We start from the raw sequence: 17,011 nt of genomic DNA on the forward strand, positions 1-17,011 counted from the left end.
CTCATTACGTGTGAGGAATCTGCATCTCTGCATCTATTGAATGGACCGCCTTGTTGAAAGGCAGTTGCCGCAAACGTCTGCCTGTGGCATTGAAGTACGCGTTAGCAATTGCCGGTGCTACCGGTGGCACGCCTGGTTCTCCCACACCACCCATTTTACCGTCGCTCTTCACAATATGTACTTCTATCTCTGCAGGGGTGTCAAACATCCTGGCCACCACGTAATCGTTAAAATTGCCTTGTTTCACCTGACCTTTTTCAAGGGTGATCTCTCCAAGTAAAGCAGCACTTAACCCGTAATTGATTCCGCTTTCGATCTGCGCTTTCACGCCATCAGGATTCACAGCCAGCCCACAGTCGATCGCACTTACAACACGGTGAACCTTGATAGTACCATCCGGATTGAGTGAGATTTCTGCTACCTGAGCCACATAACTCAGGAACGACTCATGCACTGCAATTCCTCTGAAACGGCCGGCCGGCAGAGGTTTACCCCAACCTGCCTTTTCAGCTGCCAGGTTCAGCGCAGCGAGATGTCTTGGATGTGATTTCAATAATTCCTGGCGGTATGCCAGCTGGTCCTTTCCTGCTGCCTGTGCCAGTTCATCGATCATCCCCTCCATTGCCATCGCTGTATGGGTATGACCTACAGAACGCCACCATAATACAGGTACTTCGTTCTTCGGAGAATGCAGGGTGATCAGCCTGTCAGGAATAGCTCCCATATAAGGAGAGTCAACTACCCCTTCTACAGATGCTCCATCTATACCATCTTTGATCATTCCGGCGAAAAACGTTCCTTCCATAATGGACTGTCCGACGATAGTATGTTTCCAGGCTACCGGCATCCCTTCCGCATTCAAACCAGCTGTTATTTTATGCAGGAACATCGGCCTGTAAAAGCCCCCCTTCACATCATCTTCGCGTGCCCACACCATCTTCACCAATGGCTTGCCACTGGCTTTAATGATCTCGGCTGCTTCCTTCACGAAGTCAGAAGCCGGCGTAGCCCTTCTTCCGAATCCTCCGCCCAGGAAAACGGTATTTACCCTTACCTGTTCGGGTTTCAGTCCTAAGACTTTTGCAGCTGCCTCCTGGTCAATACCAGGCATCTGCGTACCTGTCCATATTTCACACTGATTACCTTTCAGTTGAATAGTTACATTCAAAGGCTCCATCGGTGCATGCGCCAGATAAGGGAATACGTACTCTGCTTCCACGGTCTTCACCGCTTTTGACATGGCACTATCGACATTCCCTTCCTTACCTGCCAGCGTTCCGGGTGTTTTTGCCAGCTGTTTGTATTGCGTAAGCATAGCTGCTGAATCTACCTTCACGCCGGATCCCAGGTCCCAGTCCACCTTCAATGCTGCTCTGCCTTTCTTGGCAGCCCAATAGTTATCAGCTAATACCGCTACGCCACCGGGGATCTGCACTACCTGTTTTACGCCGGGTATAGATTTAGCTTTCGCTGCATCCACCGTTTTCACTTTTGCACCAAAAACCGGGGCATGTAATACAACGGCTGTCAGCATACCCGGAAACTGCATGTCCATTCCGAACTTCGCTGTACCGTTTATTTTAGCAGGCGTATCCAGCCGCTTAACACCCTTACCGATATATTTCCAGTCCTTAGGGTCTTTCAGCGGTACCTCTCCTGGTGCCGGCAATGTTGCTGCAGCCGTAGCCAGTTCGCCATAAGTAGCGCTCTTGTCGCCCGCCGTCACCACACCATTTTCCGCCTTACACTCAGCCGGGCTTACACCAAATTTCTGAGCTGCTGCCTGTACCAGTAATGCTTTTGCTGTAGCTCCGGCTTTACGGTACCTGTCAAATTCAGACCAGGTGGTACTGGAACCTCCGGTGATCTGGATACCAAAGGCAGTATGTTGATATGGCTTCCATGCATCTCCATGTTGAACCGTCATCTTATTGACGTCCACATCCAATTCTTCCGCTATCATCATGGATAACGTCGTCCAGATACCCTGTCCCATTTCAGCATGCGCCAGGTATACCAATACTTCATTATCTGCAGTTATATGCAAATAGGCGTTCGGCGCGAATGCTGCCCCACTCTGTGGGCCTACCATCGACGCCGCTGCGCCGAGTTTTTTTGCTCCGGGCACCGTAAATGATATCAGCAATCCGCTGCTCAATACCGCGCCGGTTTTCAGGAAATTACGCCTGCTTACATTTGTTGTAGTACTCATTTTCCGCTACCTCCTTCCCGCTGCATTTTTGCGGCCAGGTGTATGGCCTTCCTGATCCGGGGATATGTGCCGCAGCGACAGATATTCCCAGACATTGCATTGTCAATGTCTTCATCTGTTGGATTTGGATTTTCTTTCAGTAATACGGCGGCTGACATGATCTGGCCGGACTGGCAATATCCGCATTGCGGTACGTCCAGCTCTATCCATGCTTTCTGCAGATAGTTATCCGGATTGGCAGATAATCCTTCAATAGTTACTATTTCTTTCCCTACAGCCCGCGACACCAATGTAACACATGAACGTACCGCCTCTCCATCCAAATGAACGGTACACGCGCCACACTGGGCCATACCGCAACCGAATTTGGTACCAGTTAATCCGACTACATCCCGTATTGCCCATAATAATGGCATGTCAGGACTAGCGTCCACTGAGTACTCTTTCTGGTTGATCTTTAGCTTAACCATAAAGAATTGCTTTTCTGTAAATAATAGATTCAAATAGGTTGTGGCCTGGGACTATTGATAAAGGGAGAAACCCTACGTTATTGCACTATTTCGCAATAAGTTCCTGAACATAGGTTATCCTTATCAAATTTGACCTTTTGCTTCCTGATTCTGTTTTAACGTTTAAAAGCAAATTTAGTTCGAAGAGGGGGAATTCAAATTGCAATATTCAAACAGATAACTATAAATTTCAAAGTTTAATATGGGTTGTAAGCTGTTGACAGTCGTTATTACTTCCGGGGAATAACGACTATTATGAGTTATAAAAATCAAATTGCTTATACTTATTTAAGATGCTTATATAGCTCACTGCCGGAAGTGCCTACGCAAGCCTATTCTGCATGCGAACTCCGGGTGTATACTGTTCGGCTCATTTCTGTTGCGGTTATACTATTTTCTATGATGTCCTTTGAAGAACAGACTTTTCTGTTGCTTATTTAGCTCAAGTACAGAATGCGGTTTTTTCACTTGTTTTCTGACTACATCGTTCCCCGTTTTTGGAGCATCTTTGCAAATTTCTCTTGCTTGCTAGTATCCATTCTTCTGTCATACCGACCTGCAGCTTGATACATTTAAGAATGCGGGAGCAGCTTATCTTGGAGATCCGCTCAAATGTCGGCCTGCTATCAGTGAGAATTCATTTTATTGCTGCTTACATTGCTTTACAAATGCCGGTGCGGATTATATTTATAACAGCTTACATTTCTCCCAGACTGGAGCTACTACTGAGATCCTTTTTACAGTATAGACCCGAAATCCCGTGAGCCTTCGTTATCGGGGGTTATATTGCTCCCGGTTTGAGGTGGGACTGCGGGCTGGCGCCCCTTTCCGAGACGCGCGATTGAACGCTGTCAAGCGTAGGGGCTTTGGAATATCCATTTAACCCCTATCATTCGTATCAGCCTCTCCAATGGGCTAATGCCCGCTGTCTCCACCTCAAACCTTCCGCTAATTATTGTCTATCTCATTTCTCAGGACTGTAGCTTAAATCCGCACATTTGCAAACCGCGAGTTCCTAATCATTTCCGAATAATAATTAGAAGAAAAAGTATACTCCGGTTCCACGTTCTAATGCTTCCTGAAAAAGAACCTTAATTTGCGCCAATTTATCATTAGCAACATCTTTATTAAAGATATCGCTATTCAATACTCCCTCTAGCTCTTCCGTCTTAACTATCGCGGCATATTCGTAATCGTCAATCATCGCATCTGTGATCTCATTCATGTCATCAAAGACACCGGCCCTGTATAAGTCTTCAAATTCGGCTGGAGTTAATTCAATTTCGATCAACTGATCCGGCGTCGCCTCATTATAATCCAACGCATGCTCCGCATCTTTATCTTTGGGAACTGAGATTATCCTAGTTTTAACAAAATTTGCTGTCATAATTAATCTATGTTTTTATAGTGTGTAATTTGATGGTATTCACCCTGACTTCTGCCCATTTGTTTACTATTAACAATTTTGTTATTGGGAACAGTGCCGGTGAAGTCTATATATTTTCTCTTTCCCTTCAATTGCAGATTTTCAATTCGGAAGTAATCACCTAAATTGTCGTATACAACCTGAATTCCTGTTTCATTATTAAGATAAATTGTTTTTTGGCTATCCTTACTCAAAAACCCTTTCGCTCCGGGCGCAAATTGATCTATCGCTCCCTGAAGGCTCGCTTTAGGCCATTCACTGCTGTACTCCGCAGCACGTCCTGCACCATCAAGCTTTCCCGCCATTTTCGTCGTTACCTCTACACCCTCTATTGTACTTGCTCCCGCTCCCGCGCCTTTTCCTCCCAGGGCGAGTTCCTGTGCTGCTACCGCCGTAAACTTTATCTCCATTCCACCGAGGCTGGTAACAGCTGCTAAAGGATTCTTACGGATCTCTTCGAAAAGTAGTTGGGGTGTGGTTGTTCCAGTGGCAATACGGTTTTTCAAATTCTCCATCCCCTGCGAGGCCTTTTCACTAACAAACTCCTTTTGACGATTCGTATTATTCCTGAAATTGTCCCTGGCATTGGAGGCGAAGTTCAGGAGCCTGGCCCAAAAGCCGTCTCCCAGGCCGGGCCAGTCGCCAAGCAGGTCACTGTATCTGACAGGATTATCAAAATTGGATGCGTAGGGCGACCACGCCTCCATGTTGTCAATTTTCGGATCTATCTGCTTCCATCTTCCTATTTGAGGGTCCAGGGTGCGATAAAAGGCGTCGTATTGTAGAAGGTCCAGCTCCTGACTGAATTCGATGCCGTTATACCTTTTGCGGTTTTCAGGATACAACGCTCCTTTTAAGGCGCTCCTACTGATCCCCGCCATTGTCAAACCAAATGGATAGTAATGCGTTTCCTCCAGTAATGGCCCTCCGTTGTGCGTGACTACAAGGTTGTCAAAAAATACATCCTGACCACTCTCGTTGCTGGTGTAAATGTAAAGAAAGCCACTTTTCTTTATCCTCATCTTCTGCAATGCCAACGTATGCAACACATCTATCCCATTTCCTACCTGACGTACGCCGGAGTTTTCATCTACCAGGTTAAACTGATCATCAAACATCACGTAGCTGAGATATGCTTTCGGTTTGTCTGGCTGGTTCTGAGATGCGTCCTTTGTTTTTAACTGGTTATAGGTACTGCTGCTTAACGTATATACAGGTGATGCGCTCCCTCCCGACTGATGTATACCGTCTACAACTCCCGGGCTGCTGAAGGCCTGCAATATAGCGGTAACCATTGCTGTCGCATTAGTATTGGAGGTAGCTGCACCGGCGTTTTTGTAGAAAGCCCTGACTGCTATTTGTATACTGTCGCCAGCTACAAGCCGTAATACGATGGATGTACCAACCTTCTGCCCGTTTATGGCATTGAGCCTGGATACGTAAGCGTTGGGGTTAGTAGTATTGTCCTGCGGATAATTTACCGGTTTCGGAGCACGGGTGTTGTCTATATTGCTGAATAGTGCATTTTCATTCGTGGTGGCAGCCGTCTCCATCGTTGCGGCGTAAATGGTCGTATCTTTCCGGCTACTCAATACCATCCGTACATTGCCCAACTGATCTTTAATAAAATAGTCGAAGGCGTATGTTACTGGCTGTCCGCCCTTGTAAATAGGCCGGATCCGGCCTTCCTCATGAGACATAAATTGTAACGTATCCTGCTCGTACTGAAAGCCATTTATGTAATGCGTTACATTCAGCTGCTGTGGTTGAGTGGAGCCGTCTGATACCATTTTCGCCAGCCGCTCTCCGGAGCCTCCGGCATACAGGTAATAAATAGATGCTTGCCTGTTCTTTGTGAAAAGAATAGCCGGCAATTGCTGATGGTTGTAATAGATAGTGTCAATAGCTTTGTTCTTGTCCTTCGCTATGTTACCGTTAGGATCATACCAGTAATCCTGTACTTCCCGGTTATCTGTTTCTTTGAAGTCGCCCAGTATGGAAGAGGGATTGTTCTTCTTATCAGTCACATAACTAAGTCTGTGGCTATTTGGGAAATACCCGTATTTCAAACTGTCGATCGTTTGGATCGCCAGGCCGTTCAATCCCATTTGTTTCATTGATAAGAGATTGCCACCTCCATCGTAGGTTAGTCCGATTACTGAAAAGTCAGCTTTGGTATTATTCCAGGCAGTGCTACCGCTTAACTGCTCGGTGAAATCAGCTCGTGTCAGCCGGTCTGCCCTGTCATAATCATATCCGTAAGCACGTGGAATACCATCAGATAAGCTTTTCCACTTGATCCCCGCAATGTTCCCATTGTAGGCCACACTGTCGAAGCCGTGGTCGTAACTGTAATCCTGACCAAACCAGTTGGAGGCCGCATTGGGTGTATTGACAAACTGCCTGTTGAGCGACTTTAACCAGCCGCGAATGTTGTATTCATAATGCAGTACTTCTAACTGGGACGCGGTGCCTGTCACATCCAGCCGTTTTGTCTTTATGCGTCCTAATTCGTCATAACTGTTTACCGCTATTGTACGTTGCAAGGCCGGATTATCATTGATACGTTTTTTGATGGAATCCAGCCTGCCTCCAGCATCGTAATCAAACATCGTAAGCACGGTTGACTGCGGTGTTAACGTGCTACGAGGATTTGTATGTTTCAGGTAAGTGCTTAAAACCTTACCGCTGAAGTCATATAGCGTGTTTGTGACGTCCTTTCCTCCTGGCATATTATCAGCAATGGTTTGAATAACACGGCCTTTATTATTGTAGTAGATAGTCGTTGTATTGAATTGTTCCATTGCCTCAATACGGGAACGCCTACCTGTCACCATTCCCTTTGTTTTTAAACCTGGTACTGCCGGCAGGACCTCTGCGTATGGATTGACGCCCGCCTGCACTTTGCTAATATCGGTTACAATATATGGTTGCCTTCCCGGGAAATTATAGTCATCATAGTAGGTATTCGTCAGTACCCGTAACGCGGTGGAATCAATGAAAGGAAATGCATTCAACGGATCAAACGTCGCCAGATTGATGGCCGTCTGCATAACCTCCCGGCTTCTTGCATCATAAAATAAGGCAGTCTTCTGTTCCCGGTTCAACTGATCATAATAAGTGGCATGCCACATTCCCAGGACTTTCAGTATGCCATCCCTTCTGCCTGTCAGCCGGTCGCGCACATCGTACAGCATCTCCGTACTATCTGCTCCCGGTACCTTCTGCACAATGAGCCGTCGGCGGTTGTCGTACCGGTACATGAAACACAGTTCCCTTGCAACGTCGGCGGGTATGACCCAGTTATGGCTGATTGCCTGTATTGCTTTGGGTGGTATGATGAAGCGCTGATCTCCCCTTGCATCGTAAACATAGTACGTACAAAGCCATCCGGTGTGTGCTGTGCCTGGGAATGCTGCGAGCTGGATCTTCTTCAGTACTATACGCCCCTCTTTATCCTTGTATGTGATTGCCAACGTACCCGCTTCATTGATAGTCACATCTTTCAACAATTCAGCTTTCCCATATATCCGGCTGCTGACAGGTATGAGACTTGTTGCCGGTAAATCCCAAACCCTCACGGAATCTGTACTGCTGTTAAGCAGGTATTGTTGCTTTACCGGGCGATTTCCTCCTTCTTTTGCCCAGCTGTTACCAGGATCCCACGTTTGCAATACCCTGTTAAGCGGAGCTGCTTCATACGCTGTTTGAGCGTAATAAATACTGTCAGCATCCGTTCCGGGAATCATTGCGCTATCCTTGTAAAAAGCCCGCTGATCTATGAATGGCGATTTCTTGAAAAGCCCGTCATTCACGTTTCCCGTTTTCGGTACATAAGGCAGGTATTTATATTGCTCCCGTCCAAATACATCATACACAACCGGGGAGACAAGGTCCCGGCCTCCCGGACTAACGCCTTTTTCTACCGTCTGCAATAGCCTTCCCAGGCCGTCAAAATACCGGGTTTCCTGTGCCACTTCTGCCACTGTTCTACCAGCAGATATCACCGTTGCATTGTCTGACGTTGGCATTGCCGGCGTCCAGATCCGTATAAAATTGGTAGCCGTCATAGCATAAGCTGCCGGCGGCGCTACAGGAATTGCAACAGGCCTCGAAGTATTTGCAGGCCTGTTCTGTGCAGATAAAATACTGGCACTACATGACAAAATGAATAAAAGAAAACTGGTCAGTTTCATAGTATCGAAATAAATAATGATTCCGCCCCACGAGTGGTGAAGTGAACCAATAATGATCGGAGTAGCTGCGTGAATGGCAGAACAGTTACAGCGTCGAAAACATTCGCTGATGGCTCAGAGCCAATACTGCGCAATATCCGGGACTAACAATAATTATGTAAATCGGAAATAAACAGTTAAAACGATAGGTATTGTAGGATCAAGTTTCTCATATTAAAACAATCAATGGTTACAGGGCACGAAATAAAGCTATCTTTTTGAATAATTAGTTAATGAGAAGTTAACAGAATAAAATAACGATGTAATAGCCTCCTCAATATAGTGATCCTTCTAAAATGTTCCAATAGGCTTTCTATCGGCTTCATACAAGGCTACTAAAAGGTTACCAAAAGGGTATTTAAAGGTCATTTATATATCAAATCGATATTGAAGTGACCTTTAAATAATATTTTGATGTCAATTTAGTATCCTTATACGTACCTTTGAGAAACGATACAGGAAACTTGTATTACTAACCTCAAAACGACCTTTTTATGGCCATTGTTAAAGACAATATCCTCATGCAACTTGTCAGGGGTTCTCTTGGCAAGCAAATCACGATCTACGAAAGGAATGGGCAGATCATTATGGCGAAGAAACGCGGCCCTTCAAAGAAAAAGCCTACACAAAAGCAGCTGGAGGCAAGGCATAAGATGACCATTGCTTCGATGCGTGCGCAGATAATGCTGGAAGATCCGCAGATAAAGGCTTACTATCAGTCGCTGGCAGGGCCAGGACAAAATGCCTATAATATAGCGGTAAAGGATGCGTATCGCAGTCCTGAAGTCCAGAATATCAGGCTGGAAAAAGAACAGGTAGTAGTGACTACTCAACATGAGTTCCGGGTAGCAGAAGTGGAGGTAAAGGTAATAGACGCTGACGGGGTAATTACGGAGAGCGGCCGGGCATTTTTGGGCCGCAACGGAGTAGACTGGTATTATAAAGCAGCTGCACTGCCTGTGGGTGCTAAAGTCATTGTAGTAGTGAAAAGTTTACCAGGGATTCTAACGGTGAGGGAATTGTTGCTTACATAACTGTTTTCAGTGTTTAACATGGCCTCTTTCCGATTGGCGATCATTCCCGAATACGCCTTAATTGAATAGCTGGCTTGAATTATTCTGATATGTGTTATTCCGCACCAAAAGTGGATAGGCGTAGCCGTGACTTAATCACACGGATCATTTATACCTGCCTCCCGCTGGTATGTTTACCCCTACCGGATACCTCCGTACTTTCGCCGGAAATATGAATGCAGAAACACTATAATGTTTCCTATATTTGAGGCGTATGATACCTATGAGAACCAAGAAGATCCTTTTGTATTTTGCACTGTTCCTGCTATCCATTCCCCTCGGACTGGCAACACGTTATTTCCCGGACTATTTTCCCGACATGATAAGGATCTATGGAGGTGATGCCCTCTATGCGACCTGCCTGTTTTTCTTTCTCCGGCTCCTGTTTCCCGCTACAGAGCTGGCAAAACTGGGTATCCTGAGTTTTCTGGCATGTCTCGTTATTGAACTGCAACAGTTATACAAGGCCGGTTGGATCGTTCATCTGAGGCATACCTTTCCATTCGGGCTGATACTAGGCTATGATTTTGTACTTAGCGATTGCATATGTTATGCGGTTGGCAGCATCCTGGGAGTATGTATTGCATACCTCATGGAACGGTCCTGGGCTCTTCGCTAGTTTCTTATAAATTGCTATTTTACCTCCTCGTCAATTTACCCGTCCATCCATAATTCATTGTTATGAAACTAACTAAACACGTCACGTTATTGCTATTGATCTCACTGTCCTTTAAACCCATGAAAGGATTTAGCCAGGGCTTCCTGAGAGCCAAAGGCACGCAGATCGTTAACCAGAAAGGACAAAACGTATTACTGCGCGGCATCGGCCTGGGCGGCTGGATGCTGCAGGAAGGATATATGTTGCGCGTAAATGGCCAGGGCCAGCAACATAAGATCCGCGCAGGTATTGAAAGTCTGATCGGGCCTAAAAGAACACAGGAGTTCTATGATGCCTGGCTTGACAATCATACCACCAAAGCGGATATTGACTCCATGAAAGCATGGGGCTTCAATTCCGTTCGTTTACCCATGCACTTTAACCTGTACACGTTACCGGCAGATAAAGAACCTGTAGCCGGACAACATACCTGGCTGGAAAAAGGATTTGCCATGACCGACAGTTTGCTGGCCTGGTGTAAGGCTAACGATATGTACCTGATCCTGGACCTGCATGCGGCTCCCGGCGGACAAGGCAATGACCTCAACATTGCTGACCGTGACGGTTCCAAGCCTTCTCTCTGGGAGAATGAGGCTGATCGCTTAAAGACAGTGGCATTATGGAAAAAACTGGCAGAACGTTACCGTGATGAGCCTTTCATCGGGGCCTATGATATCCTCAATGAACCCAACTATGGTTTTGAAGATCCTGAGAATGATAAAAACGGTTTAAAGGAGCAGAATAACGTGCCGCTGAAACAACTCATGCAGGATATTACAAAGGCTATCCGTGAGGTAGATGAAAATCATATCATCATCATTGAAGGTAATGGCTGGGGAAATAACTATAATGGCATCCTGCCTCCGTGGGACAAAAACATGGTGCTGAGCTTCCACAAGTACTGGAGCCTGAATGATTCCGCATCCATCGCCAATATCATCAATTTCCGCAAGCAATACAACGTTCCGGTATGGCTGGGTGAGACAGGTGAAAACTCTAATGTCTGGTTCACGGAAGCTATCCGTTTATTTGAGAAAAATAACATTGGCTGGTCATGGTGGCCACTGAAGAAAATAGGTACTAACAACCCGCTGGAAATCAGATCTAACGAGAAATATATGCATGTCATCAACTACATAAGTGGCAAAGGCAGTGCGCCTGCAGGAGATGTGGCGTATGAAGGTTTAATGGAGGTTGCAAGAGGATCGAACATCCGCAGTAATATTCTGCACCGCGATGTGATCGATGCTATGATCCGTCAGCCGTTCTCTGATAAAACATTACCATTTAAAAACAATACTATCACTAAAACGGGTACACTGGATGCGGTGGATTATGACCTGGGAAGGAACCGTGCTGCCTACTTCGATACGGATACTGCAAACTATCGTACATCCAATCCGAAATGGGTAGGCGGCAACCGTGGCAGGGTATATCGGAATGACGGTGTTGATATAATAGCCGACTCCGCCAATGCAGGCAGCTATTGTGTAACTGATCTTGTTACAGGCGAGTGGTTGAAGTACACCGTAAACATCACACTGAAAGGGAAATATAATATTTCTTTTATTGCGGCCCCTGGTAAAGTACCTGGTAAGCTGGCCATTGCAATTGACGGAAAACCAATAGGCAAAGTAACGGTGATCCCTGCAAAGGAAAACAGGAATAATGGCTGGCAAACCTATGCACTGCGTAATGTAGCGTTGAAGAACGGCCGCCAAACCCTCCGGTTGTCCGCCGAAACGGGAGGATTTGACTTAAAGGCCATCCGTTTTGAAAAGTCCCCTGTCCCATAAGAACTCGTTGCGGCTGTACAGCAGACGCAGGGTATCAAATACTGATCATCATAAGCTGATGTACGGATATGAAAAGTCCTGTAGTTGAAACTGCAGGACTTTCCATTGTAGGATAGTTTAAGTCAGCGGTTGTGTCGCTTCCAGCTCCGCAAGCTCCTCGTTAGAGAATATGCGTGAGCGGATATGAAATCTGACTCCCAGGGGGATTTCCAGTGAAAAACTACTGCCACGCCCCTTGATGACGTCCAGAATCAGTTGCGTGTGTTTCCAGTACTCAAACTGGTCCCCGCTCATATAAAACTTACAACCGGCTACTTCGCCCAGACATACATCTGATGCGCCGGTCTTGAATTCCCCTTCAGGAAAGCACATTGGTTGTGAGCCGTCACAACAGCCCCCACTTTGGTGAAACATGAGGGGGCCATTTTTGTGACGGAGCTCGTTGATCAAGGATACGGCTTCCTCTGTTGCTATGATTCTCCTGGTCATGAAAAAAGTTAAGACACTGTATAAAGTTTAAAAGAATCCCAGTTTCTGTTTGCCGTAAGAGATCAGCATGTTCTTCGTTTGACGATAATGGTTCAGCATCATCTTATGCGTTTCTCTTCCGAAACCTGACTTTTTGTACCCGCCGAACGGCGCATGCGCCGGGTAAGCGTGATAACAATTCACCCATACCCTGCCTGCCTGAAGTGCTCTCGGTACCTGGTACAGTTCGTGGGCATCCCTGGTCCACACACCGGCGCCTAAACCGTAGAGGGTATCATTGGCTATCTGGATCGCTTCTTCTGTTGTTTTAAAAGTAGTTACACAAGCTACCGGCCCAAAGATCTCTTCCTGGAATACGCGCATTTTATTATCGCCTTTGAGCAAGGTAGGCTGGATATAAAATCCGTGTTCCAGACCACTGTTCTGGTGGAAGGCTTCCCCTCCGCATAATACCTGTGCACCTTCCTGTTTACCGATGTCCAGGTAACTCAGGATCTTCTGGTACTGGTCTTCGCTGGCCTGGGCTCCCATCATTACATTAGCATCGAGCGGGTTACCCATTTGAATAGCTTTTGTGCGCTGGATGACACGGTCCATAAAGCGGTCGTAAATGTGCTCGTGCACCAGTATACGGCTTGGGCAGGTACATACCTCACCCTGGTTGAGGGCGAACAATACGGCGCCTTCCACTGCCTTATCGAAGAATTCGTCATCCGCATCGGCCACACTTTCAAAGAAGATGTTAGGGCTTTTACCACCCAATTCCATTGTGATCGGGATCAGGTTTTCAGAGGCATACTGCATAATGAGCCTACCGGTTGTGGTTTCACCTGTAAAGGCTACCTTCTGTACTTTTGGAGAAGAGGCAAGCGGTTTACCAGCTTCCACACCAAAGCCGGTTACAATGTTCAATACTCCTTTAGGCAGCACCTGGCCGACCAGTTCCATCAGCACCATAATACTGGTGGGGGTCTGTTCTGCAGGTTTTACCACTACACAGCAACCTGCAGCCAGGGCAGGCGCAATCTTCCAGGTTGCCATCAGCAACGGGAAGTTCCACGGGATGATCTGTCCTACAACCCCGATAGGCTCATGCAGGTTGATGCTTACCGTAGTTTCATCATGTTCACTGATCGTTCCTTCTTCACTACGGATCACTCCTGCGAAATACCGGAAATGATCGATAACCAGCGGCAGGTCGGCTGCTCTCGTTTCCCGGATAGGTTTTCCGTTATCTATCGTTTCAACTACTGCCAGATATTCCAGATTATCTTCCACTATCTGTGCAATTTTCAACAACAGGTTACTACGATAAGCTGCTGCTGTTTTGCCCCAGGTTTTGAATGCCTCGTGGGCTGCATCTATCGCTTTGTCAATATCCGCGGCATTACCTCTCGCAGCCTGTGTAAAAACCTTTCCATCTATTGGAGAAATGTTATCGAAATATTCACCGCTGGATGGTGGCACCCATTCGCCATTAATAAAGTGATCGTACCTGGTCTTAAATTCAGGGCGTGCTGCCAGGGTTGATGAAGGGGCAGCAGATGTTGCAACGCTCATAATTTGTGGAGTTTTTAAACGTGAAATAATACCTGCAATATCCTTAACTGCTCATAAGACGCGGATATTATCGTACTTATTTATAGCACAATCGTACCTTAATTTTGAGATGCCTGGAAAATTGGTTAACTTGTTAATAGTAAACAGATTACTCTTATGCAGATAAAAAATTATTTGCAGACGATCGACCTTACTGTGCCGCAGCAGCTGCAAACTTTAGTGGAGAACAGACGCGTGTTCAACCTCCGGAATTGTGAACTGAATATCTTCGAGAGTTATCAGCAGGCATATCATGTTCCGCTTACTTTTAATGACCTGGTGATCACCAGCATGATCAGGGGTAAGAAGGTCATGCATCTTTTCAATAAACCTTCTTTTGATTATCTGCCTGGTGAAACTGTCATTGTTCCACCACAGGAAACCATGATCATTGACTTTCCGGAAGCTACTGTGGATAATCCCACACAATGTATTGCCCTGGCAATTGATGATTGTTACATCAGGGAAACTGTCAACTATCTGAACCACTATTACAATACCGGTGAAGAGCAACAGAACTGGCAACTCTCATTCCGCCAGTACCATTTTGAAAACAATCATGAGATCACAGAACTCATCAATAAACTGATCCGCATTTGCAGCAGTAGCGAAAAGTCTAAAAATATTTATGCAGATCTTCAACTGAAAGAATTGCTCATCCGCTTATTGCAAAGCCAACAACTGGGAGAAGCAGAAGAAGGCAGCGCTGCCAATATGAACGGTAACCGGCAGAATTTTGTGCTGAATTATATACAGGAACATCTGACAGAAAAGATAGCTGTAGATGCACTAAGCCGTAAAGCTTATCTGAGCAGGAACCTGTTCTTCAAATGGTTCCGGGAGCAATTTGGTATCACACCACTGGAGTACGTGAACAAAGAAAGGATTAAACTGGCCAAACAGCTATTAGCAAAGCCGCAAAGCAGTATTTACGATGTAAGTAAGCTTTGCGGCTTCACTGATGTGAATTATTTTGTCAGAGTGTTCAGAAAACTGGAGGGCACTACACCCAAAGTATACCAGTCTTCCCTGCAATTATAGTTAGTTCGCTTTCCACTCATTATCTGTCGGCGTGTAATCCATATACAAGCCGCCATCCAGCTTTGCTGTGACGATCTTCTTTCCCGCAGGCACAATTACCACTTGCTTATTACCGCTCTTCCACACTGCCGGTGTCTGATGCACTGTTTTGCTTGTGCCATCTTCAAAAGTGACCACTACATCGAACGGAATAGCAAAACCACCCACATTGATAACAGACAACTCTGCATTGTTACCCTTTGTCTTCACTCCTGCCAGCTGCAGATCAATGTAATTATTACTGAAGAACCAGTTATTCCAGAACCAGTTAAGCTCCTGACCGGCGTTGTTATTGAAGGAATTGAAAAAGTCCCACGGAATAGGATGTTTGCCATTCCAGTCATGCATATAAGCATGCAGACATTTACGGAATGAGTTATCGCCTAACAGGTCTTTCAGGGCCAGATAGGCCAGTGAAGGTTTTCCATACGCATTATTGCCATAGCCTGCACCACTTACCTGATGGGATTGGGAAATAATAGGCTGATCTTCCTCTCCTGAAGGATCTTTGATATAATATTCCACCCGGAACATTTTGTAGAACCTGTCAGCTTCTTCTTTGCCCTTTTCTGCAATACCGATCAGGTATTCGAATGTAGTGGCCCAACCTTCGTCCATAAATGCATAGCGGGTTTCATTGATCCCCATATAGAACGGGAAATAAGTATGTGCTATCTCATGGTCCTGTACCAGTTGTGCAAAACCGATCTGCTCTCCTACGGTCGCATCATTGACCATCATCGGGTATTCCATGTCAGCAAAGCCCTGGAAAGCGGTCATGGTAGGAAAAGGATATGCCACACCCGGCCAGTTGCGGGAGAACCAGTCCAATGCATAGCGGGAAAAATCCACAGAATGGTGAAAGTCGGTAGCAGTTTCATCATAAGCAGCCTGCACACTGGTACGTCTGCCGGTAGCACTGTCCACTACCACGCTGGCCGCATCCCATACATAATGGCTGCTTGTACCGAAGGTTACATCCGCTATATGGGAAGCTGTGAATTTCCAGGTGTTCCAGTCTTTCTGCTGTGTTACCTTTCCACCGTTCATTTCATCTTTACCGGCAATATGGATCAGCTGGTCAGAGGTATAAGATTTCTTCAAACGTTCAGCTATAGCCGGCTGCAATACTTCCGGTCCGTTCTGCAATACACCGGTACCCCATACCACATAATTCTTTGGCACAGTTACCGCCACATTGTAATCGTTAAAATCACTGTAGAACTCTACCCTGTCAGAATGTTCGATCTTATCCCAGCCGTTATAATCGTCATATACGGAAATACGCGGATAAGCGTAAGCCAGGAAGAAAGTGGTGCTATCGATCCTGCCTTCCCTTCCACTCTGTTTTGACAGCGTATAATGCCAGCTGATGCTCAGATCAACACTGTCTTTTGATACCAGTGGTCGCGGCAGCTTTGCCGTACCTACTGTAGCCACATCATTGTCAAATGGGACATTCATTCCGCCGATGATCAGCGTATCTATCACCACACCATCTTCTGTCAGGAAATCCTTACTTACATACCCGGAACGTGGCGCGTTTACTTTATGCAGATTACAAAGCAGACGGATCACGACCTGTCGTAAAGTATCGGGGCTATTATTGATATATCGTATTTTTTCCCGGCCATAAACCAGACCGGAAGGCGCGTTTACTTTTAGCTGAATGTCGTAGCGGCCCTTATTTTGCCAGTAATGTGCGCCTGGCAGGCCATTCTTTGCTCTTGTCCCGTTAGCATAGGCTTTTTTGATGTTCCTGGGCATATACAGCTCCTGGGCAGACACTGAGCCGATGTACCCTAGCGCGAGCATCAGTGTGATTGCGATCCTGATCATAAGATGTGTTTAGATATTGCGGCAAATATACTGTCCCCTTGAATTAGTAGTATGAAAGTAGGCATAATGATTGTACCGCTTATCATAAAATGTCA

At 46.1% G+C, this 17,011-nt stretch carries 11 protein-coding genes; 4 read left to right on the forward strand and 7 right to left on the reverse strand.

Annotation, left to right across the window (positions count from 1 at the left end; translation table 11 throughout):
• Positions 1–4: 4 nt before the first annotated feature.
• From C7475_RS02990 to C7475_RS03005, 4 genes are all read right to left on the reverse strand, one after another.
• Positions 5–2,212, reverse strand: a complete 2,208-nt coding sequence (locus C7475_RS02990) for a xanthine dehydrogenase family protein molybdopterin-binding subunit (protein ID WP_110050887.1) — start codon at positions 2,210–2,212, stop codon at positions 5–7.
• Positions 2,209–2,682 carry a (2Fe-2S)-binding protein gene (locus C7475_RS02995; RefSeq protein WP_110050889.1) on the reverse strand — a complete coding sequence of 158 codons (474 nt, stop codon included), beginning with the start codon at positions 2,680–2,682 and terminating at the stop codon, positions 2,209–2,211. Before C7475_RS02995 ends, C7475_RS02990 begins: the two co-directional genes overlap by 4 nt.
• A 1,075-nt stretch (positions 2,683–3,757) precedes the next feature.
• Positions 3,758–4,108 (reverse strand): hypothetical protein, encoded by a 351-nt coding sequence (locus C7475_RS03000; RefSeq protein WP_110050891.1) that lies wholly within the window; start codon positions 4,106–4,108, stop codon positions 3,758–3,760.
• A 2-nt stretch (positions 4,109–4,110) separates the two neighbouring features.
• Positions 4,111–8,343 (reverse strand): DUF6443 domain-containing protein, encoded by a 4,233-nt coding sequence (locus C7475_RS03005; protein ID WP_110050893.1) that lies wholly within the window; start codon positions 8,341–8,343, stop codon positions 4,111–4,113.
• Between the two features lie 533 nt (positions 8,344–8,876).
• Between C7475_RS03005 and C7475_RS03010 the strand changes: the two genes are divergently transcribed.
• From C7475_RS03010 to C7475_RS03020, 3 genes are all read left to right on the forward strand, one after another.
• Positions 8,877–9,416 carry a hypothetical protein gene (locus C7475_RS03010; protein WP_110050895.1) on the forward strand — a complete coding sequence of 180 codons (540 nt, stop codon included), beginning with the start codon at positions 8,877–8,879 and terminating at the stop codon, positions 9,414–9,416.
• A gap of 253 nt (positions 9,417–9,669) precedes the next feature.
• Positions 9,670–10,074: a DUF2809 domain-containing protein gene (locus tag C7475_RS03015; protein ID WP_110050897.1), complete on the forward strand. Its 405-nt coding sequence runs from the start codon at positions 9,670–9,672 to the stop codon at positions 10,072–10,074.
• 62 nt (positions 10,075–10,136) lie between these two features.
• The gene (locus C7475_RS03020) at positions 10,137–11,909 is read left to right on the forward strand and encodes a cellulase family glycosylhydrolase (protein ID WP_110050899.1); all 1,773 of its coding nucleotides are present in this window, start codon (positions 10,137–10,139) and stop codon (positions 11,907–11,909) included.
• A 117-nt stretch (positions 11,910–12,026) separates the two neighbouring features.
• Here the strand turns inward: C7475_RS03020 and C7475_RS03025 are convergent, their stop codons facing one another.
• Positions 12,027–12,398, reverse strand: coding sequence for a DUF779 domain-containing protein (locus C7475_RS03025; RefSeq protein ID WP_110050901.1), 372 nt, complete (start codon positions 12,396–12,398; stop codon positions 12,027–12,029).
• Positions 12,399–12,425: 27 nt separating this feature from the next.
• Complete coding sequence (locus C7475_RS03030; RefSeq protein WP_110050903.1) at positions 12,426–13,958, reverse strand: aldehyde dehydrogenase family protein; 1,533 nt, start codon at positions 13,956–13,958, stop codon at positions 12,426–12,428.
• Positions 13,959–14,114: 156 nt separating this feature from the next.
• Here C7475_RS03030 and C7475_RS03035 point away from each other — a divergent pair, with 156 nt between their 5' ends.
• Positions 14,115–15,038 (forward strand): AraC family transcriptional regulator, encoded by a 924-nt coding sequence (locus C7475_RS03035; protein ID WP_110050905.1) that lies wholly within the window; start codon positions 14,115–14,117, stop codon positions 15,036–15,038.
• Here the strand turns inward: C7475_RS03035 and C7475_RS03040 are convergent, their stop codons facing one another.
• The gene (locus C7475_RS03040; protein WP_110050907.1) at positions 15,039–16,916 is read right to left on the reverse strand and encodes a M1 family metallopeptidase; all 1,878 of its coding nucleotides are present in this window, start codon (positions 16,914–16,916) and stop codon (positions 15,039–15,041) included.
• Positions 16,917–17,011: the final 95 nt, after the last annotated feature.

Source organism: Chitinophaga sp. S165, assembly GCF_003182155.1.
Classification (GTDB): domain Bacteria; phylum Bacteroidota; class Bacteroidia; order Chitinophagales; family Chitinophagaceae; genus Chitinophaga.